Here is a 24,591-nt window from a genome sequence, read left to right as displayed (position 1 = left end):
AAAGTTAGTCAGCATAGCCGGCACCGATGGCATTAAAGGGCATATCCAGCTCCAACTCGGGCACCTGCAACCCTATCCAGGCAGGAAAAGTATTACTATTAGGACCTGGAAAGACAGTGTATTCGTTAGCCCAGGGATATCTGTCGATAGCCGCAACAATATCTGGGATCAGGCGGCGCGCTTTGTCGCCCTGAATCGACAACACCTTTTCTGGTTTTGCCCCATACCAGTAACGGTCCGGACTGGTGGTTTTAAAGTTGCGCAGTGCCGGAAGGCCACTTCTAACGCGCCAGCCAACCACTTCATATACCTGGTATTCTTTGGCGCCCTGCTCTTTAAATGCCAGCCAGGTATGCACGGCAAACCAGCCACGCCAGCTAAAGGCATCGGCAGCATAAACTTCGATCACCGCATCCTGAACCAATTCAGGCGATGGGGCGATACCCGCAGGCTCCCGGCTGGCGGTGCGCCAGTCACTGTTGCTACAGGAAGTCGTGGCAAACAGTATCAATAAAACAGCGGCCAGTTGCCTGCCCATTCTTTATACCTTTAGTGGTTACAATAATTCGCTAGCTATCTAATCAGCCGCCATAAGGTTATGCAAGCCAGTGCCGACCAAACACCGTCTGCTCAGGATAAACTTTAATCAGCACAACTGGAATTTGTACTGGTAAATCAGCATACTGGTTTAACAAACAGCAAATCAGGGAGCACGCTTTGGGCTGGATTGATTACACAATCATTGCTATTTATCTTGTTGGTTTACTCGCTATGGGACTGGCTTTTCGCCATCAGCATAACAGCCGGGAGTATTTCCTGGGCGGCCGGACGATTCCCTGGCCGGCGTTATCACTATCGGTTATGGCCACGCAGCTCTCTGCCATCAGTTTTATCTCTGCCCCGGCATTTGTCGGATTAAGAGAAGGCGGTGGTCTTATCTGGTTGTCCTACGAACTGGCTTTGCCCATTGCAGTGTTACTCATGTTATGGCGCTTACTACCCACATTGCACCAAAGCGGCGTGGTGAGTGTGTACGATTTCCTCGAACGCCGTTTTGAACGCTCAACCCGTTTGCTTATCAGTTTTGTGTTTCAGCTCAGCCGTTCCTTTGCCACTGCCATTATGATTTACGCTATCTCACTCATTTTGCAGGGCACAATGGGGCTGGAGCAATGGCACAGTATTGTGTTGATTGGGGTAATAACGCTGATTTATTCTGCCATGGGCGGCATGAAAGCGGTGGTATTCGGCGATGCGATACAGATGATGATTATTCTGGCTGGCGCTCTTACCTGTTTGTTTGTTGCACTGGATGTGATTGGTGGTGTGGATGCCGCCCTGACGCTTATCGACAGTGATCGTATGAAAGCAGTAAACGTCGACTCACTGGGCCTGAGCGGAAACGATTTCGGGCTCCTCCCCATGCTCTTTGGCGGGATTGTGCTGTACGCTTCTTATTATGGCTGTGACCAGTCAGAGGCCCAACGCTCGCTTTCCGCTCATAGCGTAAAGGACCTTCGTAAGGTGATGTATACCGTTGCGCTCAGCCGTTTTCCCATCACGGTCATTTACTGCACTACAGGTTTAGTGATAGGCGCACTGGTGCTGAATACGCCGTCACTGGCAGCACAGATCCCGCCTGAGCAACCCGACTGGATGATGCCGGTTTTCATTATTAACTATCTGCCTGAAGGCGTTATTGGCTTGCTGGTAGTGGCCATTATGGCGGCTGCAATGTCGTCTTTAAGTTCAGCCATTAATAGCCTGGCAGCGGTTACTACCGAAGATTTCTGCCGCTACAAAGGCCACGAACCCAGTGATGATGAATACATGCACTTCGCTCGCACTGCCGGCATCGGCTGGGGGCTGGTAACACTGGTGTTAAGCTTGTTTGCCGGTGACATTGCGCCCACCATCATTGAGGCCATTAATAAAATCGGATCCGTATTTTACGGCCCGGTACTGGCTACCTTTTTACTCGGGATCCACAGTAAAACCATTACCGCCAAAGCGGCCAACGTTGGTTTATTACTCGGCGTCTTCAGTAATACCTTTTTGTGGCTCAGCGATAACCCCATTTTCTGGTTCTGGTGGAATGCGATTGGGTTTGCCGTCACGGTTGTCAGCGGTCATCTGGCGAACCGCTTAATCCCCACCAGTAATAAAGCCACACCGCAGGCCAGTTATGCCGGTTTAAATCCCCGGATGATAGTGGTGTTGGCAGGTTGGAGCGCAATACTATTATTCATCTGTATCAATTTATCCGACTGGCTGGCCTGATGATAGAGAGTTTGCATCATCAAAAGAAATGTCATTCATCGGCCCACGAGCAGGTACGACGAAAAAGAAACTGTCATGCCGGAAGCTGCCTCGGCAGCTATCCGGTAGCTCTTGAAAAGGTTTGTTCAGTCAAAAAGATTGATATCAACATCTTCGGTAATCTCTACATACTGTCGGGGTGCCGACTGCACTAAGGGGCGTAGTGCGACAGCCGGTTTGAGAGATACCGGCTCGGCGGCGGGTATGACTGAATTTTGGGGACTTCTTATCGGTTTGATACAACTGCTTTTTTACCCGTTCGGTTATTGCGAACGATTGAGAAACAAAACGTTTCCGATAATCCGCAGGCCCATCACGGACGACGAGCCAGGGCAGCGCGGGCTGGCCGCCCGCTCTGCATCGTTAAGTTTACCCTTTTTGTTTCTCAATAGGCTTTTCGCAATGTAGAACTGAGTGGGGTCCAGAGGTGGTCTCACTGCACCCCTGGTCACTGTCGGCGGACGACCCGACAAAATGCGGATACGACAATTTGCCGTATCACTCCCCTTTTACATACGGAATGTCTTCATCCAACTCTTCCAGCTTGTGAGTACGCTTAAGCGGTGATCCGGTATGACGCGCCATCCAGTAATAAGCGGTAGGCACTATGTACAACGTCAAAAAGGCTGAGACCAGAACCCCGGCAAAGATCACCATACCTATGGCCATGCGGCTTTCCGCCCCGGCACCGCTGGCTATAACCAGCGGTATACTGCTGAATACGGTGGTAAACCCGGTCATCACAATGGGCCGCAAGCGCATCGCTGACGCCTTACGTAAAGCCTGCTCAAACTCCTCACCGGCATCACGTAACTGGTTGGCGAACTCGACAATAAGAATACCGTTCTTGGCCGCCAAACCAATAAGCATAACCAAACCAATCTGACTATAGATATTGAGCGTCATGCCAGCGAAATACAGCCCGATAAATGCCCCTAGCAGGGCCAGCGGCACGGTCATCATGATCACCAGTGGATGCACCCAGCTTTCAAACTGGGCGGCCAGGATAAGATAGGTAATCGACAATGCCAGTAAGAAGACAAACACAAAAGAATTGCCTGACTCCTGATACAACTGGGATTCACCTTTGTAATCAATAGAGACGGAATCAGGTAGTTCTGTCTCAACAATATTTTCCAGATAAGCCAGCGCTTCGCCTAACGAATAATCGCCAGCCAGATTCGCCGATATGGTGACCGAGCGCATACGGTTATAACGGTTAAGCTGTGCCGAGGTCGCCTGCTCTTTGAAGGAAAGCAGGTTATCCAGTGGGATAAGCTTGCCGGTGTAACCAGAACGAACATAGAGGTTTTCAATACTGTTGGGGCTCCTGAATTCAGATTCCACCCCTTCCATGATCACATCGTATTCTTCGCCACGGTCAAGGAAGGTGGAGACCCGGCGCTGGCCCAGCATGGTTTCAAGAGTGCGGCCCACATCGCTGATGGACACGCCCAGATCGGCCGCGCGATCGCGGTCTATTTCTATCAGTAACTGTGGCGAGGTCGACTTGTAATCCGAGTCGATTCGCACAAGTCTTGGATTTTCTGAAGCTTTTTCGATAAGAATATCGCGCCACTCGGCAAGATTTTCGTAAGTATCACCCTGTAATACAAATTGTACCGGGCGGTTAAACCCGCCCCCACCAATGCCAGCCCGCATTATGGCAAACGCGCGTACATCGGGGATGACATTCAGCCGTTCGCTGATTTCGTCCATGATTTCAAAAGAGCTACGATCCCGTTCATCCCAGGGAACAACCCCCACCACCACAATACCCGCGCGACCACCCCAGCCTGGCGCGCGCACCAGCACACGGTCGAGCTCACCGGCCTCACGGTATTCCATGACAATATCTTCGATTTGTTTCAGGTTGCGGGAGTTACTTTCAAAGCTCGCGCCTTCCTGAGACTGCATGATAATAAAGAAATTACTGCGATCTTCCTTAGGGGTAAACTCGGCAGGAATACGTTGCTGAAACTGGTAAATCAGCACCACAGCCACCGCCAGCAGCAACATCATCATTATCGGCTGGTGTATGGTTTTACCCAGGCTGTTAAAGTAGCTACCCTCAAGTTTTCTGAAGCTGTTATCCAGCCAGTTGCCAAACCCGGAGCGCTCACTTTTCTTCAGTAGAATGGAGCCCAGCATGGGCGAAAGCGTCAGTGCAGTAACGCTGGAAAACGCTACCGCAGCAGCAATAGCCAGGGCAAACTCGGTAAACAAGCGGCCCACATTCCCTTCCAGGAAAACCAGTGGCACAAACACCGATATCAGTACCAGCGTTGTAGCAATAACCGCAAATCCCACTTCACGGGTGCCGCGGTATGCCGCCAGAATGGCTGGTTCGCCCATTTCGATGCGCCGGTGAATGTTTTCCAGTACCACGATGGCGTCATCCACCACCAGACCAATTGCCAGCACCATGGCAAGCAGGGTCAGCAGGTTAATAGAGAACCCGAGCGCCAGCATTACAATAAACGCAGCAATCAGGGAAACCGGCACGGTAACCGCCGGGATCAGTGTGGCACTCACGTTACCTAAGAACAGGTAGATGACCACAACCACCAGCAACATGGCAATGCCAAGAGTGTTATAAACCTCGGAGATAGACTGTTCAATAAACACCGATGAGTCGTAGCTTGGCACAATAAAAATATTGTCCGGCAAGCTTTGTTCAATGCGGGCAATTTGCTCGCGGGCGGAGCGCGCCACTTCCAGCGTGTTAGCCTTCGACTGTTTAATGATCCCCAAACCAATCATATTAACGCCATCGCCGCGAAACTCGGTTTCATCCTCTACCGCGGTAAGTTCAACCTTGGCGATATCACCTAAACGCACCAGGTAGCCGTCGGCACCTATGGCTACGGTAAGTGCGGCAAAATCCTCCGGGGTCAGGAAGCTGCGGGCTACCCGTACCTCAAAGTCCCGATTTAGCGATTCTACTTGTCCTGCTGGCAACTCCACGTTTTCAGAGCGGATCACCGATTCAACATCGGCCACGGTTACATCTCTGGCAGCCATAGCAGTTCTGTCTAGCCACACTTTCATGGCATAGGTCCTGCCGCCACCAATTTGCACTCGTGCTACGCCATTCACAATCGACAGACGGTCGACCAGATAACGCTCGGCGTAATCGGTCAGCTCCATGGTGTTAAGGTTGGTGCTGCGCAGGTTAAACCACATTATGGGTTGTTCATCGGAATTGGACTTGGACACTTCAGGCGGATCGGCCTGATCCGGCAAATTGTTCAAGGCACGGCTGACCCTTTCCCGCACATCATTTGATGCGGCATCGATATCCCGCGACAATTCAAATTCGATGGTGATATCAGAGCGCCCGTTACGGCTGGTTGAAGTAATATTTTTAATCCCTTCAATGCCGCTGATACGATCTTCAAGCAATTGAGTAATGCGGGTTTCGACAATGTTGGCCGAGGCCCCTGGATAGTTGGTATTAATGCTGACGATGGGCGGATCGATATCCGGATACTCCCGCAGTGACAGCATAGAAAAAGACACGATACCAAAAATAATCAACAGCAAATTGACTACCGAGGCAAAAACCGGGCGTTTTACCGATACGTCTGATAACCACATGATTTAGCTCTCCAGCGTATCGCGATTAAGCACTCTTACCTCTGAACCGTCGCGTACCCGCAACGTGCCTTCCACAATAATTTGCTCACCAACATTCAGGCCACTGACTATTTGTACCCAGCCCGGACGGCGTTCACCTACGATCACTTCGCGTTCGGAAACCACGTTATTCTCGGCCACCACGTAAACAAACTGTTTATCGGCGTTGGGTACCAGCGCTTCTTCCGGGATCACCAGAGTATCGAGTACCTGTTTTTCAATAGTCACCTGCAGAAGCATGCCCGGGCGCAGTTCCGACTCTGGGTTGTTGATAACTGCACGCGATAAAATAGAGCGGGTTACCGGATCGATACGTGAGTCTATCGCCACAATATCACCGCTGAACTCGCGACCCGGGTAAGCCACCGATGTAGCCGTTATTTTCTGGCCCAGTGCAATACTGGCCAAATGATTTTCGGCGACATTAAAATCGACCTTAACAACATTGATATCATCGAGCGTGGTAATTTCATCAGCAGGGCGAACCAGTGAGCCAACGCTGACCCGACGGATACCGAGACGGCCATTGAAAGGCGCTTTGATTTGCAAATCATCCAACTGCGCATTGGCCACCGCTATTTGCGCTTCCAGCGAATTTACCAGCGCCTGCTGTTCGTCCAGTAATTGCTCGGAAGCCGCACTGGTTTTGGCCAGGTTTTTAATCCGGCTAAGCTGACGCCTGGCTTCTTCAAGACTTACCTGTAACTGAGCCACACGTGCCACTTCTTCGGTATTATTCAGTTGTACCAACAGTTGACCAGCTTCTACCTCATCACCGTCATTGAATAAGACGCGGGTCACTGTGTCGGTGACCTGAGCGGTAAGTGTGACGGATTCGTTTGCCGTAGCAGTTCCCAACGCATCAATCGTGACCGGGAACAACTTCTTACTGACTTTGTGGACTTTAACCGGTGTCAGTTTTTTTGCCATCGTCTGACTGACCTGCTCCTGAGGCCAGTTTAAAAAAGCCAGCAACCCAACCAGTAACACCAACCCCAACAACAGCGGCGACAGCTTTTTACCCAATGCCATAATCAATCCTGCTATACTGGTACCCAACATTGTTGTCATCAGCGGGCACCGGAATTAAATAATAAATGTTAACCAACGGCTTAATTTTACCCGATAACCTCACCAAGAGAGCGCGTTTAACAGCAATAATCTGTGTTTTAACGTTTTTAGGTTGTCAGCCCCTCCCTCCGTCTGCCACGAGTTGCAGAATTACTGAAAATGCCAGACAGTTGCCCGACTCACTTAAAGCCAATGCTGCGGCATGCCTTATTCGCATCGAGAATAGTGTTTTGATGATCAGGCATCGTTTGTCCGGCAAACTGGATTTTCCGGCTGGAGGCAAGCAAGGTGATGAAAGTCTGCGTTGTACCGCACACCGGGAAACCTGGGAAGAAACCGGGTTTAACCTCGAAGTAGGCAAACTGCTTACCTATTCCTCCTCAGGAATGCCGGTGTTTCTTTGCACCGGTGATGCATCACTGGCGGCGCTGGCAGAACGCGTGCCAGCGCCAGACTGGGCGAAAGAGGAAGTGTCCGAACTGCTACGGATAAGCCCGTTTGAAATAACTGATGAAGAATTACGTTTTAATGATGATCTGATTCCGCTAAGAGACGCGTTTGTACTGGCAGGAAAAGAACTCTAGTCAGCCAGCCTGTGTGCTTTATTGCGCTGGCTCAAGTTAATGACACACTTTGATTTTGCATTTTATACAGGCGTTGTATGGTAGAAATATCAAACAATCAGACCTGATTGTACAAAGGAGAATATTATGCCGGCATACACACCACCACTCGCTGATTTTACTTTTTTGGTTAAAGACTGGCTAAAGACAGACGAGCTTTATCAGTCATTGGGCCTGGATGAGTTCGACGCGGAGTTAGCGCTTGAGGTTATTGAACAAGGAGGTAAGTTTGCATCCGACGTTGTGGCACCGCTTAACCGTGAAGGCGATGAGCAGGGCTGTAAACTGAATAACGGCCAGGTGGTCACCCCGGACGGTTTTGCCGCCGCCTATCAAAGCTACGTAGACAACGGCTGGAATGCCATGCTTGGCGATATTGAATATGGTGGGCAGGGACTGCCTTACTCAATGGCCGTGCCGGTACACGAAATGCTTAACTCGGCCAGTCTAAGCTGGCGATTAACGACCATGCTTACCGAAAGCGCGGTACTTGCCGTCACTAAGCACGCTTCAGATGAACTGAAAGCACTGTATCTGGAAAAACTGGTCAGCGGGCAGTGGACCGGCACAATGAATCTTACCGAGCCGCAGGCTGGCAGTGATCTGAGCCTGTTGGCCACTAAAGCTGAGCCTAACGAAGACGGCAGTTACAGCATAACCGGCAGTAAAATTTTTATTACTGCGGGAGACCATGACTGGACCGAAAATATTATTCATATGGTGCTAGCTCGCTTGCCAGATGCACCCGCCGGCGTAAAAGGCATAAGCCTGTTTCTGGTGCCGAAATTCCTACTCGACGAAAAAGGAGAGCCAGGGGAGCGTAATGACCTTACGCCCAGTGCGCTGGAGAAAAAAATGGGCATTAAAGCCAGCCCAACCTGTGTGATGAATTTTGATGGTGCCAAAGGCTGGCTGATTGGCGAGCCTCACCGTGGGCTGACCTGCATGTTTACCATGATGAATGACGCCCGTTTTCAGGTTGGTCTTGAAGGACTGGGGGCTTCAGAGGCGTCTTTTCAGGGCGCCTTAACTTATGCACGGGAACGTCTTCAATCCCGTGCGCCACAGGGCGTACAACAACCGGATGACAAAGCTGATGCCATTATCTATCAACCCGATATTACACGTATGCTGCTCACGCAAAAAGCACTGACAGAAGGTAACCGAGCGCTGGCTATGTTATATGCCAAGTATATGGACATAGGGCATAATTCAAGCGGCGAGGCCCATGACAATGCACAAGCCATCCTGCAGTTTCTTACGCCTATCTGTAAAGCGTTTATGACCGATGCAGGATTAGAGTCCACCAGCCTGGGTATTCAGATTTTTGGCGGTCACGGCTACATCCGCGAATGGGGCATGGAACAACTGATGCGAGATGTACGCATCGCCATGCTTTATGAGGGTACCAACGGTATTCAATCGCTCGATCTGATTGGCCGTAAACTTACCCGCGACCGGAGCGACATGCTCGGCGTTACCCGGAATGCTTTTGCTGAGCTGGTGCAGGCTATGACTGACGATGCTGCCCGACAGCAAGCCTCTGCATTGCTGGACGAGTGGTATCAAACCTCGTTACAGGTGAAAGCCTTCGGTGCGGTGGAGGCCGCCGGTGCCGCTTGTGATTATCTGGCATACAGCGGTTACTGCCTGCTTGGCGTGTTATGGTATTCCATGGCGGATTGCGCGGCACAAGGCGACAATCCGGTGCTTGCGGCGGGTAAACAGAAAACCTGTGACTTTTACATACAACGGATATTGCCACGTATCTCAGCCCATAAAGCGGCAATGTTAGCGTCAGCCGATACCTTGCTGGCGGTTCAGGGCAGTGAGTTTGACTATCTGTAAGTCGAAGGCACGGGTACAAAAAAGGCCGCTGCTGGCGGCCTTTTCAATGGTTAATTTTTCGCGATAGAGTCTTCAAATTCATCATCAAACCACCGTTTGATCATATCTTTTTCGTACCGGAAAGGATCACTGCTACGAATACGGCTAACCCGATTCATAAATGCCATTTCCTTAATGTTAACGTCGGCCGACTTTACCACTTTATCGCCTTCTTTTAACTGATAGCTGAACTCCATTCGCGGAATATACACCGTATCGATAATTCGAATATCGAAAGCCCCCGCCCGCATGGTTGGCCAGACCTGCCCGGCTAAATCCAAATCGGTAACGGTCACTTCAAGGGTCTGCCCTGCTGGCAGTGCTTCCGCAAGTTCATTGAAGTATTTATCCAGCGAATTGAAAACACGATTACGAAAACTTTTACGTGACTCATTACTCGGTCTGACATCAGTATACGAGTTGGGCTCTTGCCAGGTGATTTCAACTTTGGGCAACGCCTCTGCTGCTCCGTCAGTACTTTTCTGGGCTAGACTGGCGCCTGAAAGCATCATTAGCGCAGGCGCAAGTAACCACGACGCTTTTACATTTCGCATTGTAGAATCCCCCCGAAGGTTTGGTTCGAAGTCAGAGTATATACGTACTCAACCAACTATTAGAACAATAAACCGGCAAAAAGTTTAATGGTTTTATCGTATCTCTTAATCTATCAGTAGTCAGCTGAACCGGGGATGAACAGATGCTGCTCAGCTATTTTGGCTGTCTTCGCGCAATACCGGAGAGCGGCGAATTTCAGAACAAAACGAGTGTAAGGTAACGCCGTAAATGTACGGGTTACTGTCGGAATGCTCACAATAGGCATCATAAAATTGCAGGGTTCGGGCCCGCGAAGACAGGACGTTATCGAGGTAACTCTTTTGGTAGGGACGCATTGCCGAGTACTGCACCGCCAGGCTGTCTTTAATTTCAGCCAGTTGCTGGCGCTCTTCACGCGTAGCGATCTCTTCCATCCAGTCACTCAGCGTATCCTGAACGTCAGAGAATAGATACTGAACAAACGGTAGCTGTAATACCACTACCAAAATAGCGATTTCAATGATGACAGCGATTGAACGAAACATGTTTTATACTTCTCCCAAACTAGTGGTCCAAGCTTAACCCACGTCTAACCGTTAAATAAGGTACCTGTTTTATACCTAGTTATTAAGAGTTATAGCTGTTCAGAACAGTGCATTTGTTCACCTAACCTGTTTGTCACGGGCCTGACACCGAGTGTGTACACTTAAAAAATACGTTACACTATCGCCGCGGCAAATCAGAATGCGATTGATCTATATTAAGTAATATTAATATATGACAGGTATACTGCTGCCGTAATCATGTTTAGCTTCAATGAAGGTAGTCCCATGAACGATCAGATCCCGGTGAAAAACGTTACCCCGGTAAAAGTTCACAAACCCGAAAAACTCGATGAGTCAAAACGCTATACGGCGCGTGACCGAATCTATGTTCGTTCGGTAAAAGGCCCGCTGGAAAACTTCCGTCGATTCTTCGGCTTCTTTTTTATTGCCTTATTCGTTGCCATTCCCTGGATCCAGTATGACGGCCACCAAGCTGTGCTGCTGAATATTGTGGATCAGCGCTTTACGATTTTCTCACTCACCCTGTGGCCACAGGATCTGACGCTATTGGCTTATATCTTTATTGTGTCCGCCTTCGCGCTGTTTTTTGTTACTACCTTTGCAGGCCGCGTTTGGTGTGGATTTATGTGTCCGCAAACCACCTGGACTTATATTTACGTATGGTTTGAAGAACTTTTCGAAGGCAACCGTAATAAGCGCATAAAGCTGGACGAACGCCCTATGGATTTCGACAAGTTCTGGCGCAAAGCGGCCAAACATACCGCATGGCTATTGGTTGCTCTGCTGACGGCGATGACCTTTGTTGGCTACTTCACACCGGTAGCACAACTTTATGTCGATTTTTTCACCTTTAATACCAGTTTTTGGGCCGGATTCACAATTATCTTCTTTACCATATGTACCTATGGCAACGCTGGTTGGATGCGAGAAATTATGTGTACACACATGTGTCCGTATGCCCGTTTCCAGTCAGCAATGTTTGATAAAGATACTTTCACGGTTTCATACGATGCGGGTCGCGGTGAGCAAAGAGGTCCACGCTCACGTAAGCTAGCCCATGAAAATCTGGCAGAAAAAGGCCTGGGCGAATGTATCGACTGTAACCTGTGTGTACAGGTGTGCCCTACCGGCATCGATATTCGTAACGGTTTGCAGTACGAGTGCATCAACTGTGGTGCCTGTGTGGATGCCTGTAACGGCGTGATGGAAAAGATGGATTATCCCAAAGGGCTTATCAGCTTTACTTCTGAACACGAGCTGGCAGGCGGAACGACCCATATTATACGGCCAAAATTACTTGGTTACCTGATAGTTCTGTTGGTGATGTGTGGCTTACTGATAGCAGATATCGTGACCCGGGTCCCCCTTGAAGTGGATATTATTCGCGACCGTAACTCACTGTACCGTGAAAATATGAACGGCGATATTGAGAATGTTTACACCCTGAAGGTGCTCAACAAGTCACAAACTGAACACACTTATACAATTAAGGTAGAAGGTTTGCCTGAATACGAGTACATTGGCGAACAAGTTGTTACCGTGGGTGGTGGCGATGTATACAGCCTGCCTGTATCTGTCGCAACTGATCCCTACAACCTGTCTGACCGGGTCACCGAAATATACTTTAATGTTTCCACCAAAGAAGCAGACGGCACTGTTGTAGAGGTTAGCGAACCATCGAAATTCCTTTATCGATAAACAGGCCTTAATGTGAGTGACTTTACCTTTGCCGAACTGTCACCCGATATGATCCTTGCCGCACTGGAACAGTGCGGCATATTTCCTCAATCAGGACTCCTTGCGCTCAACAGCTACGAAAACCGGGTGTACCAGTTTTTAAGCGATGAGCAAAAGCGCTACGTAGTGAAGTTCTATCGCCCACAGCGCTGGACTAACGAGCAAATTCTCGAAGAACATGTTTTCAGCCAAGCCCTGGCTGATGCTGAAATACCGGTTGTTGCACCGCTTGCCCATCAGGGTCAGACGCTGCATTTTGCCGGGCAATACCGCTTTGCTTTATTCAATTCTGTGGGGGGGCGTCAGTTCGAACTCGATAACCTCGACCATCTGGAATGGATGGGCCGGTTTATTGGCCGCATGCATAAAGTGGCAAGCAGTGCGCCTTTCACCCATCGTCCGACCATGGATATTGAAAGCTACCTGACCAAACCCCGGCAAACTCTGGCCAACAGCACATTGTTACCCGAATCTTTGCATACCGCATTTTTCACCATACTCGATCAGGTCATCGAATTGACCAAAAAGCTTTACCAGCCAGGTAAACTTATTCGTCTACACGGCGATTGCCATGCCGGTAATATCTTGTGGCGTGATGGTCCAATGTTTGTTGACCTTGATGACAGCCGTATGGGTCCGGCAGTTCAGGATTTATGGATGATGCTCAACGGCGACCGCGCGCAGCAACAAATACAGCTTGAAACACTGATTGAATCTTATGAAGAGTTCTGTGAATTCGACAGCAAAGAGCTGGCTTTAATGGAGCCATTGCGGGCCATGCGCATGGTGCATTACATGGCGTGGTTATCCGATCGCTGGCAGGACCCTGCATTTCCCAGAGCCTTTCCCTGGTTTGCCGAAAACCGCTATTGGGAACAGCAAATCCTGGCCCTGAAAGAGCAATTTGCCACCCTTCAGGAGCCGCCGCTCTCTCTGGTACCCTATTGATCTCCGGCGGGCCACAGAGTAACAGGTAGTCTGCAGATTACGTTTCTCTAGCTCTTAACCGACTATTATTTTCAGAACAGGTAAATCAACCCGATGCCTATTTTAGTTTCATATTCGCTACGAGCTATTGGACTATCACGCACCGCAATACTGTAGTATTCAAACAGGGCTTCCCCCTAGATTTGCCAGCTCGGGGGGAGGTAATGTCGCAAACTATAATCAATACCAGTTGAGGGTTATCTCACGAAACGTTGGTGCAGAACCCCACAGCACCGGAGGGTGAGCTTAGCGAGCAACTCACCACTCATTTAGAACGCCAGGCCAGTAAGCTGAGTAATGAGGGGTAATCTCAGTGACAGGACACGCTTGGCTGGTCAAAACAAAGGGCGCTGGACTACGTCATCAATCTGCTAAAGCGGCATCAGAAACTGCCGGGACCGGATGACGAACAGGTAATTTCTTTCATTACCAATGTCCACCTTTGTCATGTACTCAAAGCGGTTATCCCGGTGAGAGCAGCGAAGGCAATGGGTTGTTATATGTCACTGAACCTTTTGCAGCGCCTATGGAGCTGGCAGGCACCTTTACAAGCCCCTTGTGATCAGCACCAATAAGCGGGATGTTGATATTGGCTATAACTTTTATGCTCTCTCACCTGCTGATAACGTTTTTCACTTAAATACTTATCGCAGTCGTACCAGCTACGCACAGTCCACGCTACAGCGCAAGTTGTACACGCCGGGTAAGAAAGTTTCCCCGCCCATTGTTAATGCACGGATGACAGCGAAACTTCTTGATCCGGGTAGCCATCTTGCTGTAGTGCTTAATATCAATAAAAATCAGGATGCTCTGGTTAATCATGGTTCAGGCAAACCGGTCAATAACGAGTGCGTTGCCGATGCCGGTGAGCCTTTGAGCTTAAAGTGGCATAACGACACGCAAGTTAGATTGCCCGTAAAACCCTGGCGCGGTGAATAAGCGATGGCAGGATTATCGATTCACAGCCGGATCAGCTGGCATTTTTCCCCCCGGGGGTATTTATCCGGCCGTGGTACCGTTATAATCCCGCCCGCTCAGGTGCCTGATGACGCGTCATCAGGATAATCGGGAAGTAAGTGAAAAGCTTACGCTGCCCCCGCAACGGTAATCACGTATTTAATGTATTAATACGATTCCCCTACGCCACCGACTATCGGGAAGGCGGGAATTCATGCTATGGCATGACTGAAAGCCCGGAGACCGGCCTGCGCTTCGTCGGCAACTGCCCGAATCGGGCCGGTTGCCAGTTCTAATCCGTCTTGGCACTCGGCGGGAGTGCTATAAAAAGAGCCTTTTTATGAAAATTCGATCCCTTTCATGTGCGGTAGCCCTTGCGTGCGCCGCGAACGTTGCCTGCGCCCAGAATTCTTCTGTAGAAACCATTACCGTTACCGGTTCTCGTTTACCGGTTAGCCTCGAAAAACTGGCGGCCTCAGTATCAGTACTCACCGAAGAAGATATTCAGGCAGCAGGTGCTACCCAGTTAACCGATTTATTACGCGGCATGCCCGGCGTTAGCCTGAGTCAGTCCGGTAGCCCCGGTTCATTAACCGAACTACGTTTGCGTGGCAGCGAAACCAATCACCTGTTGGTATTGATTGACGGTGTGATTGTGAATGATCTTAGCCAGGGTGGACTGGTAGATTTTGCTCATCTCACCGCTGATAACATTGCCAGGGTTGAATTGCTCCGTGGTGCCCAAAGTGCTCTGTGGGGCAGTGGCGCGGTGTCTGGTGTACTCAGCATCACCACCAAAGCGGGTACTGAGAGTAACCACAGTACTTCACTGAGTGCAGGTATTGGTAACGCCAGCACCTATCGTGCCTCCGTCTCAACACAGCAGTCACTGGAAAACCTGAATGTGTCACTGTACGCCAATCATTTTAATACCGATGGAGACAACGTGTCGCGTTCCGGCGGCGAAGATGATGGCTACCGCAACACTACCGCCGGTTTTGGTTTGAACTGGCAGGCCTCAGCCAGCAATACCCTGAAGGCCGGCGCTCGTCTGGTAGATTATCGCAACGACTATGACGCCACCGACTTCAACACTGGCCTGCCGGCTGATGCCGACAACGTGACCGATGGCGAACAGCTGACCTCTTACTTGCAATGGAACTTCTCCATCGCTGAACTGGGCTATACCAGCGAACTTAAGGCCCAGTACCACAAAGACGATAATGATAATCTGACGAGCGGCTTTGACGCAGGCGGTACCACCGGAGAACGCAAACAACTCAACTGGACTCAGTTTATCACTACCGATGTTGCCCAGTTAGCCATTGGCAGTGAGTTGCTTCGCCGTGAGTTTGAACAGCGAGGTCCGGCTGACTGGGGTGATCCGAACTACCGTGGTGATGACAGTACCAGCAGCGTGTTTGCCGAATTAACCGGCTTGGGTACCGATGAACTGTCTACACAGTTCAGCATTCGCTATGACGACAACGAACAGTTTGAAAAAGCCTGGAGCTATCGGGCCGGTGCGCATTATGCGATGACCCGTCAGGTTAACGTGTTTGCCAGCTTCAGTCAGGCGGTAAAAACGCCTAACTTTACCGAGCTCTACGGCTACTACCCGGCACAGTTCATTGGTAATCCCAATCTGAAACCCGAACAAAGCCGCGAGTTTGAAGTGGGTTTGCAAACTACCTTTACCCGCCAGCTGTCGGCCGACTTCAGTGTGTACAGCACCCGACTGGAAAATGAAATTACCAGTGTATGGGACAGCGCCAGTGGTCTTAGTTCGGTAGCCAATACCAGCCAGGATTCCCGCCGCGACGGCTTTGAAGCGTCGCTAAAATGGACGGCTGATACGTGGCAATTTACCGCACACTATAGTTATCTCGATGCTACCAGTGGCGATGGTGCCGATCAGACCGTTGAACTGCGCCGGCCACATCACACCGGCTCAGTGACTTACCGCCATTCATTGCCGGTTCAGGGATTATCTGTTTATATCAAAGCCGATTACACCGGTGTTCGTGAAGATATCTTTTATCCACCAACGTCATTCAGCGGCGACGTCCTGAGCCTTGACCCTTACTGGTTAACCAGCATTAACGTTAACTATGACTGGAACAAACAGTGGCAGCTTGGGGTCCGAGTGGATAATGCATTGTCTGAAGACTATGAAGATATCATTGGCTACCGCGGATCCAAGCGGCGTTTCCTGGTACACACCAGCTATCGCTTTTAACCGTTAATCGCCGTTTAATTCGCCTGGTCGTCACTGACTAGGCGATTATTTAGCGGTATGATAATCTCAACGTTTATTTGAATTAGAAAGGAAAACACTCGAATGAAGAAGTTTGCTTTGTGGGCTGTACTAGCATTGCTAATTCCATTACAGGCCTCTGCCGCTGTTAAGTGGGAAGAAGGTAAACATTATGAAGAAATCGATAAGCCCTTAAGTGACTCGCCAGAAGTCGTGGAGTTTTTCTCTTACTGGTGCCCGCATTGCTACCGTACAGAGCCGTTTGTGGCGGAGCTGAAAAAATCACTGGATAAAGGTGTTAAGTTTGAAAAAGTTCACGTTAACTTTATGCCTTACGCCAGCCAGGAAGTGCAGGATGAAGTCACTACGGGCATGTTAATCGCGAAAGCGCTGAAGCAAGAAGACAAGCTGAGCGCTGCCATCTTCAATTATATTCACAAGCAACGAGCCACCATTACCGGCATAAAGGACATCCGCAACATCTTTATTATCAACGGCGTGGATTCAGCGCAATTCGATAAGCTGGCCAAAAGTTTTGGCGTTAAATCAATGCTGGGCAAGAACAATAAAGTCGTAGAAGATTATCGCCGCGAAGTGCGTTCAGTGCCTACGTTCATTGTTAACGGTAAGTATAAAGTGCAGATTGGCCGGGATCTGACACCAACTGAACGTCTCGAACTGTTTAACTACCTGGCAGCAAAACGCGACTAACCGCACTTTGCGTCAGACAACAAATAAAGGGGTCAGAGTACATTACTGCTTTTGCAATAATGTACTCTGACCCCTTTATTTTATTTCTTTATTTTTGTGGGCTGGCCTTATCAGGCCAGTTTATCGGTTGCCACCCGATAGCGGGGGTCTTCGTTCACGTTGATCTCAACAAATTTACCGGCTTTATTAAGCAAACTCTGACATTCCTGACTGACGTGGCGAATATGCAGTTTCTTACCCGCCTGTTCATATTTATCGGCCAGACCATCCAGCGCATCGATACCTGATGAATCCCAGATACGGCTGTTCTTAAAGTCGATAACCACATCATCCGGGTCATTGGCTATGTCAAATAACTCTTTGAAATGACTTACCGAACCAAAGAATACCGGGCCACGCAGCTCGTAAACTTTCCAGCCATCATTATCGATATGTGATTTAGAATCAACATAACGGGCAGCTTTCCAGGCAAAGACCAGAGCAGACACAATAACGCCTACCACCACGGCAATCGCCAGGTCGGCAATAACGGTAACGGCTGTCACCAGGAACAATACAAAGGCATCTTCCTTGTTAACGCCGCGGATAATGCGGAACGATGCCCATTCGAAAGTGCCTATTACCACCACAAACATAACACCAACCAGTGCTGCCAGTGGGATCATCTCAATCAGCGGCGCAGCAAACAAAATAAACGCCAGCAGTACGATGGCGGCAGTGATACCTGATAAGCGTCCGCGACCACCAGAGTTAATGTTGATCATGCTCTGACCAATCATGGCACAACCACCCATACCACCAAAGAAACCGTTCACGGTGTTCGCAACACCCTGACCAATACATTCTTTGTTACCGCGGCCACGGGTATCCGTCATTTCGTCAATCAATGTAAGGGTTAGCAGTGATTCAATCAGACCCACCAGACATAGAATCACCGAGGTGGGCAAGATAATCATCAGTGTATCCCAGGTAAATGGCACCATAGGTATAGCAAAAGTCGGTAATTCGCCGGCCAGAGTGGCGCTGTCACGCTGATCTACCGGTAACATATCGCGCACAAAGTCGATGACCGTGCGGGCTTCTAAATCCAGTCCGTGCACTAACAAAGTGATAGTAATAATGGCCGCCAGCGATGCTGGTACTGCTTTGGTCAGTTTTGGCAATAAATAGATAATTGCCATGGTTAACGCCACCAGCCCCAGCATGATGTAGAGCATGGTGCCGCTCATCCATTCCTGGTTACCCAGCGCGCCGGTTACCTTAAATTGCCCTAACTGGGCCAGAAAAATCACGATTGCCAGACCGTTTACAAAGCCCAGCATTACCGGGTAAGGCACCAGGCGAATGAACTTTCCTAAGCGAAACACGCCACACAATATTTGCAGTAAACCGGCCAGCAACACTGCAGCAAACAAATACTGCACGCCGTGCTCAGCTACCAGGGCAACCATAACCACGGCCATAGCGCCCGTTGCGCCGGAGATCATGCCCGGACGGCCACCGATGGCAGAGGTAATCAACCCCATCATGAAGGCTGCATACAGCCCTATCATCGGCTCGACGCCAGCCACAAATGCAAAAGCAACGGCTTCAGGAACCAATGCCAGGGCAACGGTAATTCCGGAGAGCACGTCATTTTTTACGTTACTTTCTTTACTCGTGATGATATCAAACATTACTATCTCAGCACTGAGGTGGTTAAAAATCGGTCGGCGATCCTACCATTACCAGCCCCGTTTGTCCTTTAACAGTTTGTAAAATCTGCCCCGGGTTGCGATAAACGCCGTCGTACCCGTCCTGTACAACATTGCTTAGCCCCGAATAGCCACTAACATGGTAGTTAACACTTTCGCTCGCAAAAACGTCATGCCTCTCAGTAAGAAACAGCAAAAAAATCAGGCTATTATTAAAGCGGCTTGCGGCTATTTTCTGCAATATGGTTACAACGGTGCCACCACGGATCTTATCCAGAAAGCAGCCGGCGTCTCCAAAGCAACCTTGTATAATTATTTTCCTACCAAGGAGAGCTTATTTGCCTCAGTGGTGAATACACAGTGCAAACATTTTATCGACCAGGTCAAAACCATTGGTTTGCCGGATGCTGAATTTTCAGAATCCTTATCTCGCATCGGTACCGCCTACCTGACCTTATTACTGGCTTCTGAAAACCTGGCGTTATTTCGTGCAGTGGTGGCCGAAGCGCCCCGTTTCCCGGGACTGGCAAAAACCTTTTACGATGCCGGACCTGCCAGTATCCTGCCGGTAATCACCAAAGCGATCACCCGTGCTTTACAACAGCACGAACTGACGGACACTCATTGCGATCCGCTGCGTCTGGCTACCGATTTTATTACGATTTTACGGGGTAAATCACAAATGTACTGTTTGTTGCACCCGGACTTCGTGCCCGACAAAAAAGCTATCGCTGAATGGGTAGAGCAGGCGGTGAATATCCTGCTTAACCAGGTTAACTTGTCATAGGATTGCATTGTGAATTCGCTACGCCTACACTTTGCAGCAAAAATAATCTCGAACCGTTAGTTATGGATATTAAAGAGTATATCGACCAGTTTCCGGAAATCGCCGAACGCGAACGTCATGAGCAGTTTACGTTGCTGGAAAAAGCCCGTGACATTAGTTTTAATCCGCCGGCAAAGCGTATGTTCCAAATTTACTGCTGGCTGTTACCGGTGTTTATGATTTTTGGCCTTGGCGGCATTTTGTATTCGTTTTTTGGCTACGGCGGTTGGTTACCCATAGTGGCTTTATTACTTGGGCTGATTATCTCACGTCAAATGATTAATCAACGCCGCACCGCGTTGATGCAAAAAGGATTACAGGAAGTGCTTGCTAAAGAGTCTCCCCCTGCTACATCTGAGTAATTCTGGCTTTCAGTGCATTAAGGCACTCAAACACATCAACGCTGGCCTCTTCCATCATTTGCAATTTGTTGATGAGTGTTTGCGATTCCCCTTGTGCGCTCGCCTTTAATGCTTCGATACCAGACTTATGCACCCGCGCATGAGGGGCTTCCAGCTTTTTAAATTCAGGAAATGAGGCATACAACTTTTTACCGTCACCTTCGTAATACCACTTGCCCAGACGACACTGATGGTGATCAGCCAGTTGCCCGGCCTGTTGACTATTTTCCGTCCGGATGGCTTTATACACGTTAACCTTCCACACCAGGTGATCGAGCTTGACGGTTTGTACGAAGGTACTCAGACTCACCGTTGAAATCGCTTTCGCCATCTCACTGGCCATTGCTGAAATTTCATGTACAGACTGATTTATCTTGGTGGCCGACTCCGACACATCCAGTGTCTCAGCATGGCTTTGGGCGATATATTGCTTAGTAGTATCCGTTTGCTGACTGGTTGTCTGGGTGAGGGTAGAAATCTGTTTCGAAGCATCCGCCGAGCGAGCCGCCAAGGCCCGGACCTCATCAGCGACTACCGCAAAGCCTCGTCCCTGCTCACCCGCCCGGGCCGCTTCGATAGCCGCGTTAAGCGCAAGCAAATTGGTTTGTTCAGCAATGCTTTGAATTTGCGTCACAAAGGTCTGTATTTCGCTGGCTGAGTTAGAAAGCCCCTCGATAGCCTGGTTCATCGACTCAGATTTACCCGCAAGGGTTTGCAGTACACTCACGCAATGAGTCAGGGTGCTACTAATCACGGAGAACTCACTGAGAGTGCCTTCGAGACGGTCTTTTTCGTGGCCCACTTCAGTGGCCGACGCGGCAACATCAGTACGTACCGAATCGAGCATTTCCAGCGAATGGAAAAAGTTCTCCACCAACTTCCTTTCTACGGCCACTTTACTGGCCAGTACTTCTGCATCGGTATAGGCGGTATGCAGTTGCTGCTCCATATTAGACAGGTTCTGTTCCAGGCGGGCGTTCTCTGCTTTTAAACGTTCGATCTCGGCCAATTCGGCTTCGGGTAGGCTACGTCTGAAAATCATTCAATTGCTCAATATATCGATCCTTGGCTAAAATATAGCCTAATTAGTAAAAGCTTATAAAGAAAATTATCTAATCTGGTGTTGTGTCCGTTGTACTTATGCGCAAACTGATACAGTAGTGGCTACATTAACCTTGCCCGGTGCTTGTCAATCGGTGATATGCTGTTGTTTTCATAACGCTTTCATGATCTTCACGGGGTTCTCAACCGCTATGCAATCTTCCACCTTTGACTTTGCCCTTACCGTTATTGGCCCGGTACTCGTATTACTTATCATGGGCAATGTATTACTGCGCGCCAAACTCATTAACGATGAGTTTGTAGCCACCGGCTCAAAACTGGTATTTACCGTAGCCCTGCCAGCACTGCTTTTTATTTCAATAAGCCAGGCTGATTTCAGTAAAGCAGCTAACCCGGTACTGATTGTTACCGGGTTAACCGGCACACTGGGCTACTTCCTGGTATTGATGGCAACCAGCCACCTGATGGTGCCGGATCGCCAGGCAACGGGTGTGGTTACTCAGGGAGGGTTCAGAGCCAACATGGGCATTATTGGCCTGGCCTATTGTGCGCAGACCTACGGGAACGATGGCCTCGCTGCCGCTTCTGTTTACCTTGGAATGGTCACGATTTTGTTTAATGTATTGTCGGTTTTCATTCTCAATTTTTATCAGGAAGGCAAGCGCTCACTTACTTCTCAAATCAAAGGAATTGTGAAGAACCCGTTGATAATAGCCATCGTTATTGCGTTACCGTTTTCTTATTTCGACTGGCAGTTGCCGGTATTGCTAACCACCACCGGCGAGTACTTTGCACAACTTACATTACCACTGGCCCTGTTGTGTACCGGCGCTTCTCTGCAGTTTCGATCATTCAGTGCCGATTGGTTTAATATCAGTCTCAGTTCGTTGAGTAAGTGTATTTTTTATCCGGCGGTAATGGTAGGGATAGCTTATATAGCCGGGCTGCGGGGAATGCCTTTGGGTATTGTATTGTTAATGACCATAGCGCCCACCGCGGCGGCCAGTTACGTTATGGTCCGCACGCTTGGAGGGGATTACCGGCTGGCAGCCAGTATTATAGCCATCACTACCGTGTTATCGCTGCCGCTGACCATCGCAGCCTTTGATTTTCTCTCCGGACAGGGGCTACTGTGAGCCCCTGCGCGCCTAAAAGACTTAACCGAGTTTGCTGCCGCCCAGGCACGCCGGCGAATCCACAGAGATTTGATTCCGTTTTTGCCACTCAGCCGGGGTATACGTGTGTAACGCTAACGCATGAACCGGTCCGGCCAGCGCTTCTGCCACCAGCGCATTTACCTGACGGTGGCGGGCAATCAGACGGAGTCCTTCAAAGGCTTCGCTGACAACAGTTACCTTAAAATGGCTTTGCGCCCCCTCCGGCACATTGTGCATGTAACTTTCATCCAGAATCTCCAGATATTGCGGCGCTAGTTCGTTATTTAGCTGCTGCTCAATAAAGGGTTTTACCTGCATCATTTATGATCACCTGCAATGGAGTCTTCAGCTCCGGGAATATAACGAAAAGTAAGATTAATTCTACCACCTATAGGTTTGCGCGTCTTGCTGAGTCCATGGTGGTAATGTTGCTGAGTATCGCCGGCCATCACCAGCAGGCTGCCAGGCTCCAGCATGAGTTCTGAGCGCTGGCCAGATTGTAAATGCCTAAAGCTAAACCGTCTGACACTGCCAAGAGAAACTGACGCAATGACCGGCCGGGGGCCGAGTTCCGGTTCATTATCGGCATGCATCCCCATGCCATCACTACCATCACGATACCAGTTTGCCAGTACACAATTGAACGGTGCGTTAAGCTCATGAATCAAACGTTGCTGTAAATGAGTTAAAATAACCGGCATAGGATGTGGCCGCATGCGTAAATTCGAGTAGATATACTCACAGTGGGGCGCGCCATGCCACGCCTGTAAACGCGGAATTTTTACCTCTCGGCCGTACAATTTGATAGTATCCTGGCGCCAGGGTAATTCTTGCTGAAGCTGTTTGAATAAGGCTTCTGCCTGCTCAGCTGGCAGCCAGTCAGACTGATACCGGATATCTGCATCGGGCAGTGAAACAGGTGCCAGCGCAGCCGTCTGACTGGCAAATAAGTTAAATTGCATTATCGATAACACCGGGCAAACCATACATCATGAACACTGAGTTTACACTATTTGACCGCAAATTTACGCTGGTCCGCTATCCGGCCAAACATCAGCATAAAAGTCTGCAGGCCTGGGACAGCGCTGATGAACTGCTGATAGAACATATCAGGCAGGAACTTGCCGAACTATCAGGCAGGCAGCCCTGGTTGATACTCAACGATGATTTCGGAGCTCTGGGCTGTATGTTTGCCCAGCAGCAGCCGGTGTGGGTATCAGACTCCAAAATTGCAGAGTTATCCTGTACTGAAAACCTGATTACCAACCAACTGCCAGACCTGAAACAACAAGATTGTCTTGCCCCCCTGCCTGCCTCTCCGACTTTGGTGATCATCAAAATTCCCCGCACACTGGCGCTGCTGGAAAGTCAATTACTGGCGCTGCGCAAAGTAGCGGGCCCGGAAACGGTAATCGTCGCCGGTGCAAAAGTAAAAACAGTGACTCGTTCGGTGCTGGCGATGTTTGAACGGCTCATCGGCCCGACTAAAACCTCGCTGGCTAAAAAGAAGTCCCGACTGATTTTTTGCCATCCGGACCCTGAGGTACTCAAGCGCAAGATCAAAGATCCGTATCCCACTGTCTGGCCTTGTTGCTTACCCAATGGTCAAACAGTGCAGGTAGCGAATCATGCGAATGTGTTTTCCCGCCAGTCACTGGATATTGGGGCACGCTTTTTACTTGAGCATATGCGGGTTAGCAACCATGATAACCTGCTCGATCTGGGGTGTGGAAATGGCGTGCTGGGTCTTAATGCTCTTAGCATAGCCCCCGGTGCCAGAGTAACCTTTGTTGATGAGTCCTATATGGCCATTGCATCAGCCCGGCAAAATGTCGAAGCGAATTTCCCGGAGCAACTTGAACAGTGCCGTTTTGTAGCCAGTAACTGTCTGGAGTCATTGCTTCAGCAACAGGCTCGCCCAATTTTTACCAAAGTGTTGTGCAATCCACCATTCCACCAGCAAAACACCATTACCGATCACATTGCCTGGCAGATGTTTCACGATGCTTATGAACTTCTTGATAAGGGGGGTCATCTGATTGTAGTAGCCAACCGACATCTCGATTATTACCATACCCTTAAACGTTTGTTTGGCGGCGTTACCACCGTTGCCAGTCAAAACAAGTTTGTTATTTTTAGTGCAGCAAAACGATAAGGACAACC

The 24,591-nt window shown here is 49.5% G+C and carries 21 protein-coding genes, 1 pseudogene and 1 riboswitch; of the genes and pseudogenes, 12 read left to right on the top strand and 10 right to left on the bottom strand.

Going from position 1 to position 24,591, the window contains the following annotated elements; genetic code table 11:
* Positions 1 to 4: 4 nt before the first annotated feature.
* Entirely contained in the window at positions 5 to 538 is a 534-nt protein-coding gene (locus AC2T0J_RS12195) for a DUF3750 domain-containing protein (protein WP_489806093.1), read from the bottom strand.
* A gap of 179 nt (positions 539 to 717) precedes the next feature.
* On the opposite strand from AC2T0J_RS12195, the gene AC2T0J_RS12190 reads away from it, so the two are divergent.
* The gene (locus AC2T0J_RS12190; protein ID WP_489806092.1) at positions 718 to 2,280 is read left to right on the top strand and encodes a sodium:solute symporter family transporter; all 1,563 of its coding nucleotides are present in this window, start codon (positions 718 to 720) and stop codon (positions 2,278 to 2,280) included.
* A gap of 537 nt (positions 2,281 to 2,817) precedes the next feature.
* Here AC2T0J_RS12190 and AC2T0J_RS12185 read toward each other — a convergent pair.
* Positions 2,818 to 5,919: an efflux RND transporter permease subunit gene (locus tag AC2T0J_RS12185; protein WP_489806091.1), complete on the bottom strand. Its 3,102-nt coding sequence runs from the start codon at positions 5,917 to 5,919 to the stop codon at positions 2,818 to 2,820.
* A gap of 3 nt (positions 5,920 to 5,922) precedes the next feature.
* Positions 5,923 to 6,990 carry an efflux RND transporter periplasmic adaptor subunit gene (locus AC2T0J_RS12180; protein WP_489810329.1) on the bottom strand — a complete coding sequence of 356 codons (1,068 nt, stop codon included), beginning with the start codon at positions 6,988 to 6,990 and terminating at the stop codon, positions 5,923 to 5,925.
* Between the two features lie 65 nt (positions 6,991 to 7,055).
* Between AC2T0J_RS12180 and AC2T0J_RS12175 the strand changes: the two genes are divergently transcribed.
* Together AC2T0J_RS12175 and AC2T0J_RS12170 are read left to right on the top strand one after the other, a co-directional pair.
* On the top strand, positions 7,056 to 7,613 hold the full coding sequence (locus tag AC2T0J_RS12175; protein WP_489806090.1) for an NUDIX hydrolase: 558 nt from the start codon (positions 7,056 to 7,058) through the stop codon (positions 7,611 to 7,613).
* Between the two features lie 126 nt (positions 7,614 to 7,739).
* On the top strand, positions 7,740 to 9,500 hold the full coding sequence (locus tag AC2T0J_RS12170) for an acyl-CoA dehydrogenase family protein (RefSeq protein WP_489806089.1): 1,761 nt from the start codon (positions 7,740 to 7,742) through the stop codon (positions 9,498 to 9,500).
* A 50-nt stretch (positions 9,501 to 9,550) separates the two neighbouring features.
* Here the strand turns inward: AC2T0J_RS12170 and AC2T0J_RS12165 are convergent, their stop codons facing one another.
* Both AC2T0J_RS12165 and AC2T0J_RS12160 read right to left on the bottom strand, forming a co-directional pair.
* Positions 9,551 to 10,093 carry a DUF3016 domain-containing protein gene (locus tag AC2T0J_RS12165; protein WP_489806088.1) on the bottom strand — a complete coding sequence of 181 codons (543 nt, stop codon included), beginning with the start codon at positions 10,091 to 10,093 and terminating at the stop codon, positions 9,551 to 9,553.
* Positions 10,094 to 10,243: 150 nt separating this feature from the next.
* Entirely contained in the window at positions 10,244 to 10,618 is a 375-nt protein-coding gene (locus AC2T0J_RS12160) for a hypothetical protein (protein WP_489806087.1), read from the bottom strand.
* 285 nt (positions 10,619 to 10,903) lie between these two features.
* On the opposite strand from AC2T0J_RS12160, the gene ccoG reads away from it, so the two are divergent.
* The 5 genes from ccoG to AC2T0J_RS12135 all read left to right on the top strand — a co-directional run bounded on the left by ccoG (position 10,904) and on the right by AC2T0J_RS12135 (position 17,288).
* The gene (gene ccoG / locus AC2T0J_RS12155) at positions 10,904 to 12,337 is read left to right on the top strand and encodes a cytochrome c oxidase accessory protein CcoG (RefSeq protein ID WP_489806086.1); all 1,434 of its coding nucleotides are present in this window, start codon (positions 10,904 to 10,906) and stop codon (positions 12,335 to 12,337) included.
* A gap of 12 nt (positions 12,338 to 12,349) precedes the next feature.
* Entirely contained in the window at positions 12,350 to 13,324 is a 975-nt protein-coding gene (locus AC2T0J_RS12150) for a serine/threonine protein kinase (RefSeq protein WP_489806085.1), read from the top strand.
* A gap of 597 nt (positions 13,325 to 13,921) precedes the next feature.
* Positions 13,922 to 14,302: a hypothetical protein gene (locus AC2T0J_RS12145; protein ID WP_489806084.1), complete on the top strand. Its 381-nt coding sequence runs from the start codon at positions 13,922 to 13,924 to the stop codon at positions 14,300 to 14,302.
* Positions 14,303 to 14,382: 80 nt separating this feature from the next.
* Positions 14,383 to 14,586, top strand: a riboswitch (cobalamin riboswitch).
* Between the two features lie 74 nt (positions 14,587 to 14,660).
* On the top strand, positions 14,661 to 16,559 hold the full coding sequence (locus AC2T0J_RS12140; RefSeq protein ID WP_489806083.1) for a TonB-dependent receptor plug domain-containing protein: 1,899 nt from the start codon (positions 14,661 to 14,663) through the stop codon (positions 16,557 to 16,559).
* Between the two features lie 102 nt (positions 16,560 to 16,661).
* Positions 16,662 to 17,288: a thiol:disulfide interchange protein DsbA/DsbL gene (locus tag AC2T0J_RS12135; protein WP_489806082.1), complete on the top strand. Its 627-nt coding sequence runs from the start codon at positions 16,662 to 16,664 to the stop codon at positions 17,286 to 17,288.
* A 110-nt stretch (positions 17,289 to 17,398) separates the two neighbouring features.
* Here the strand turns inward: AC2T0J_RS12135 and AC2T0J_RS12130 are convergent, their stop codons facing one another.
* Positions 17,399 to 18,964, bottom strand: a complete 1,566-nt coding sequence (locus AC2T0J_RS12130; protein ID WP_489806081.1) for a SulP family inorganic anion transporter — start codon at positions 18,962 to 18,964, stop codon at positions 17,399 to 17,401.
* 157 nt (positions 18,965 to 19,121) lie between these two features.
* Here AC2T0J_RS12130 and AC2T0J_RS12125 point away from each other — a divergent pair, with 157 nt between their 5' ends.
* Together AC2T0J_RS12125 and AC2T0J_RS12120 are read left to right on the top strand one after the other, a co-directional pair.
* Positions 19,122 to 19,769, top strand: a complete 648-nt coding sequence (locus AC2T0J_RS12125) for a TetR/AcrR family transcriptional regulator (RefSeq protein WP_489806080.1) — start codon at positions 19,122 to 19,124, stop codon at positions 19,767 to 19,769.
* Between the two features lie 62 nt (positions 19,770 to 19,831).
* Positions 19,832 to 20,170, top strand: a complete 339-nt coding sequence (locus tag AC2T0J_RS12120) for a MerC domain-containing protein (protein ID WP_489806079.1) — start codon at positions 19,832 to 19,834, stop codon at positions 20,168 to 20,170.
* Here AC2T0J_RS12120 and AC2T0J_RS12115 read toward each other — a convergent pair.
* On the bottom strand, positions 20,157 to 20,540 hold the full coding sequence (locus AC2T0J_RS12115) for a CZB domain-containing protein (protein WP_489810328.1): 384 nt from the start codon (positions 20,538 to 20,540) through the stop codon (positions 20,157 to 20,159). The genes AC2T0J_RS12120 and AC2T0J_RS12115 overlap by 14 nt on opposite strands.
* Before the next feature lie 24 nt (positions 20,541 to 20,564).
* Positions 20,565 to 20,897, bottom strand: a pseudogene (locus AC2T0J_RS12110) (methyl-accepting chemotaxis protein); the annotation flags it as partial.
* A gap of 565 nt (positions 20,898 to 21,462) precedes the next feature.
* Between AC2T0J_RS12110 and AC2T0J_RS12105 the strand changes: the two are divergent.
* Positions 21,463 to 22,407 carry an AEC family transporter gene (locus AC2T0J_RS12105; RefSeq protein WP_489806078.1) on the top strand — a complete coding sequence of 315 codons (945 nt, stop codon included), beginning with the start codon at positions 21,463 to 21,465 and terminating at the stop codon, positions 22,405 to 22,407.
* 21 nt (positions 22,408 to 22,428) lie between these two features.
* Here AC2T0J_RS12105 and AC2T0J_RS12100 read toward each other — a convergent pair whose 3' ends face one another.
* Both AC2T0J_RS12100 and AC2T0J_RS12095 read right to left on the bottom strand, forming a co-directional pair.
* Positions 22,429 to 22,746, bottom strand: coding sequence for a BolA family protein (locus AC2T0J_RS12100; protein ID WP_489810327.1), 318 nt, complete (start codon positions 22,744 to 22,746; stop codon positions 22,429 to 22,431).
* Positions 22,746 to 23,390, bottom strand: coding sequence for an alpha-ketoglutarate-dependent dioxygenase AlkB family protein (locus AC2T0J_RS12095; protein ID WP_489806077.1), 645 nt, complete (start codon positions 23,388 to 23,390; stop codon positions 22,746 to 22,748). Before AC2T0J_RS12095 ends, AC2T0J_RS12100 begins: the two co-directional genes overlap by 1 nt.
* Positions 23,391 to 23,419: 29 nt before the next feature.
* On the opposite strand from AC2T0J_RS12095, the gene AC2T0J_RS12090 reads away from it, so the two are divergent.
* A complete protein-coding gene (locus AC2T0J_RS12090; RefSeq protein ID WP_489806076.1) occupies positions 23,420 to 24,583 on the top strand; it encodes a methyltransferase in 1,164 nt (387 codons plus the stop codon).
* Positions 24,584 to 24,591 lie beyond the last annotated feature (8 nt).

It is taken from the genome of Alteromonas sp. ISO5 (assembly GCF_058105165.1).
The sequence above is the reverse complement of the archived record's forward strand: the minus strand, read 5'-3'. Positions and strand labels throughout refer to the sequence as shown.

Excerpts from the sequence above, each read along its gene's own strand:
- AC2T0J_RS12195 (WP_489806093.1), bottom strand. The coding sequence starts at position 538 with ATGGGCAGGCAACTGGCCGCTGTTTTATTGATACTGTTTGCCACGACT.
- AC2T0J_RS12185 (WP_489806091.1), bottom strand. The coding sequence starts at position 5,919 with ATGTGGTTATCAGACGTATCGGTAAAACGCCCGGTTTTTGCCTCGGTA.
- AC2T0J_RS12180 (WP_489810329.1), bottom strand. The coding sequence starts at position 6,990 with ATGGCATTGGGTAAAAAGCTGTCGCCGCTGTTGTTGGGGTTGGTGTTA.
- AC2T0J_RS12175 (WP_489806090.1), top strand. The coding sequence starts at position 7,056 with ATGTTAACCAACGGCTTAATTTTACCCGATAACCTCACCAAGAGAGCG.
- AC2T0J_RS12170 (WP_489806089.1), top strand. The coding sequence starts at position 7,740 with ATGCCGGCATACACACCACCACTCGCTGATTTTACTTTTTTGGTTAAA.
- AC2T0J_RS12165 (WP_489806088.1), bottom strand. The coding sequence starts at position 10,093 with ATGCGAAATGTAAAAGCGTCGTGGTTACTTGCGCCTGCGCTAATGATG.
- AC2T0J_RS12160 (WP_489806087.1), bottom strand. The coding sequence starts at position 10,618 with ATGTTTCGTTCAATCGCTGTCATCATTGAAATCGCTATTTTGGTAGTG.
- ccoG (WP_489806086.1), top strand. The coding sequence starts at position 10,904 with ATGAACGATCAGATCCCGGTGAAAAACGTTACCCCGGTAAAAGTTCAC.
- AC2T0J_RS12140 (WP_489806083.1), top strand. The coding sequence starts at position 14,661 with ATGAAAATTCGATCCCTTTCATGTGCGGTAGCCCTTGCGTGCGCCGCG.
- AC2T0J_RS12135 (WP_489806082.1), top strand. The coding sequence starts at position 16,662 with ATGAAGAAGTTTGCTTTGTGGGCTGTACTAGCATTGCTAATTCCATTA.
- AC2T0J_RS12130 (WP_489806081.1), bottom strand. The coding sequence starts at position 18,964 with ATGTTTGATATCATCACGAGTAAAGAAAGTAACGTAAAAAATGACGTG.
- AC2T0J_RS12125 (WP_489806080.1), top strand. The coding sequence starts at position 19,122 with ATGGTAGTTAACACTTTCGCTCGCAAAAACGTCATGCCTCTCAGTAAG.
- AC2T0J_RS12120 (WP_489806079.1), top strand. The coding sequence starts at position 19,832 with ATGGATATTAAAGAGTATATCGACCAGTTTCCGGAAATCGCCGAACGC.
- AC2T0J_RS12115 (WP_489810328.1), bottom strand. The coding sequence starts at position 20,540 with ATGGCGAAAGCGATTTCAACGGTGAGTCTGAGTACCTTCGTACAAACC.
- AC2T0J_RS12105 (WP_489806078.1), top strand. The coding sequence starts at position 21,463 with ATGCAATCTTCCACCTTTGACTTTGCCCTTACCGTTATTGGCCCGGTA.
- AC2T0J_RS12100 (WP_489810327.1), bottom strand. The coding sequence starts at position 22,746 with ATGCAGGTAAAACCCTTTATTGAGCAGCAGCTAAATAACGAACTAGCG.
- AC2T0J_RS12095 (WP_489806077.1), bottom strand. The coding sequence starts at position 23,390 with ATGCAATTTAACTTATTTGCCAGTCAGACGGCTGCGCTGGCACCTGTT.
- AC2T0J_RS12090 (WP_489806076.1), top strand. The coding sequence starts at position 23,420 with ATGAACACTGAGTTTACACTATTTGACCGCAAATTTACGCTGGTCCGC.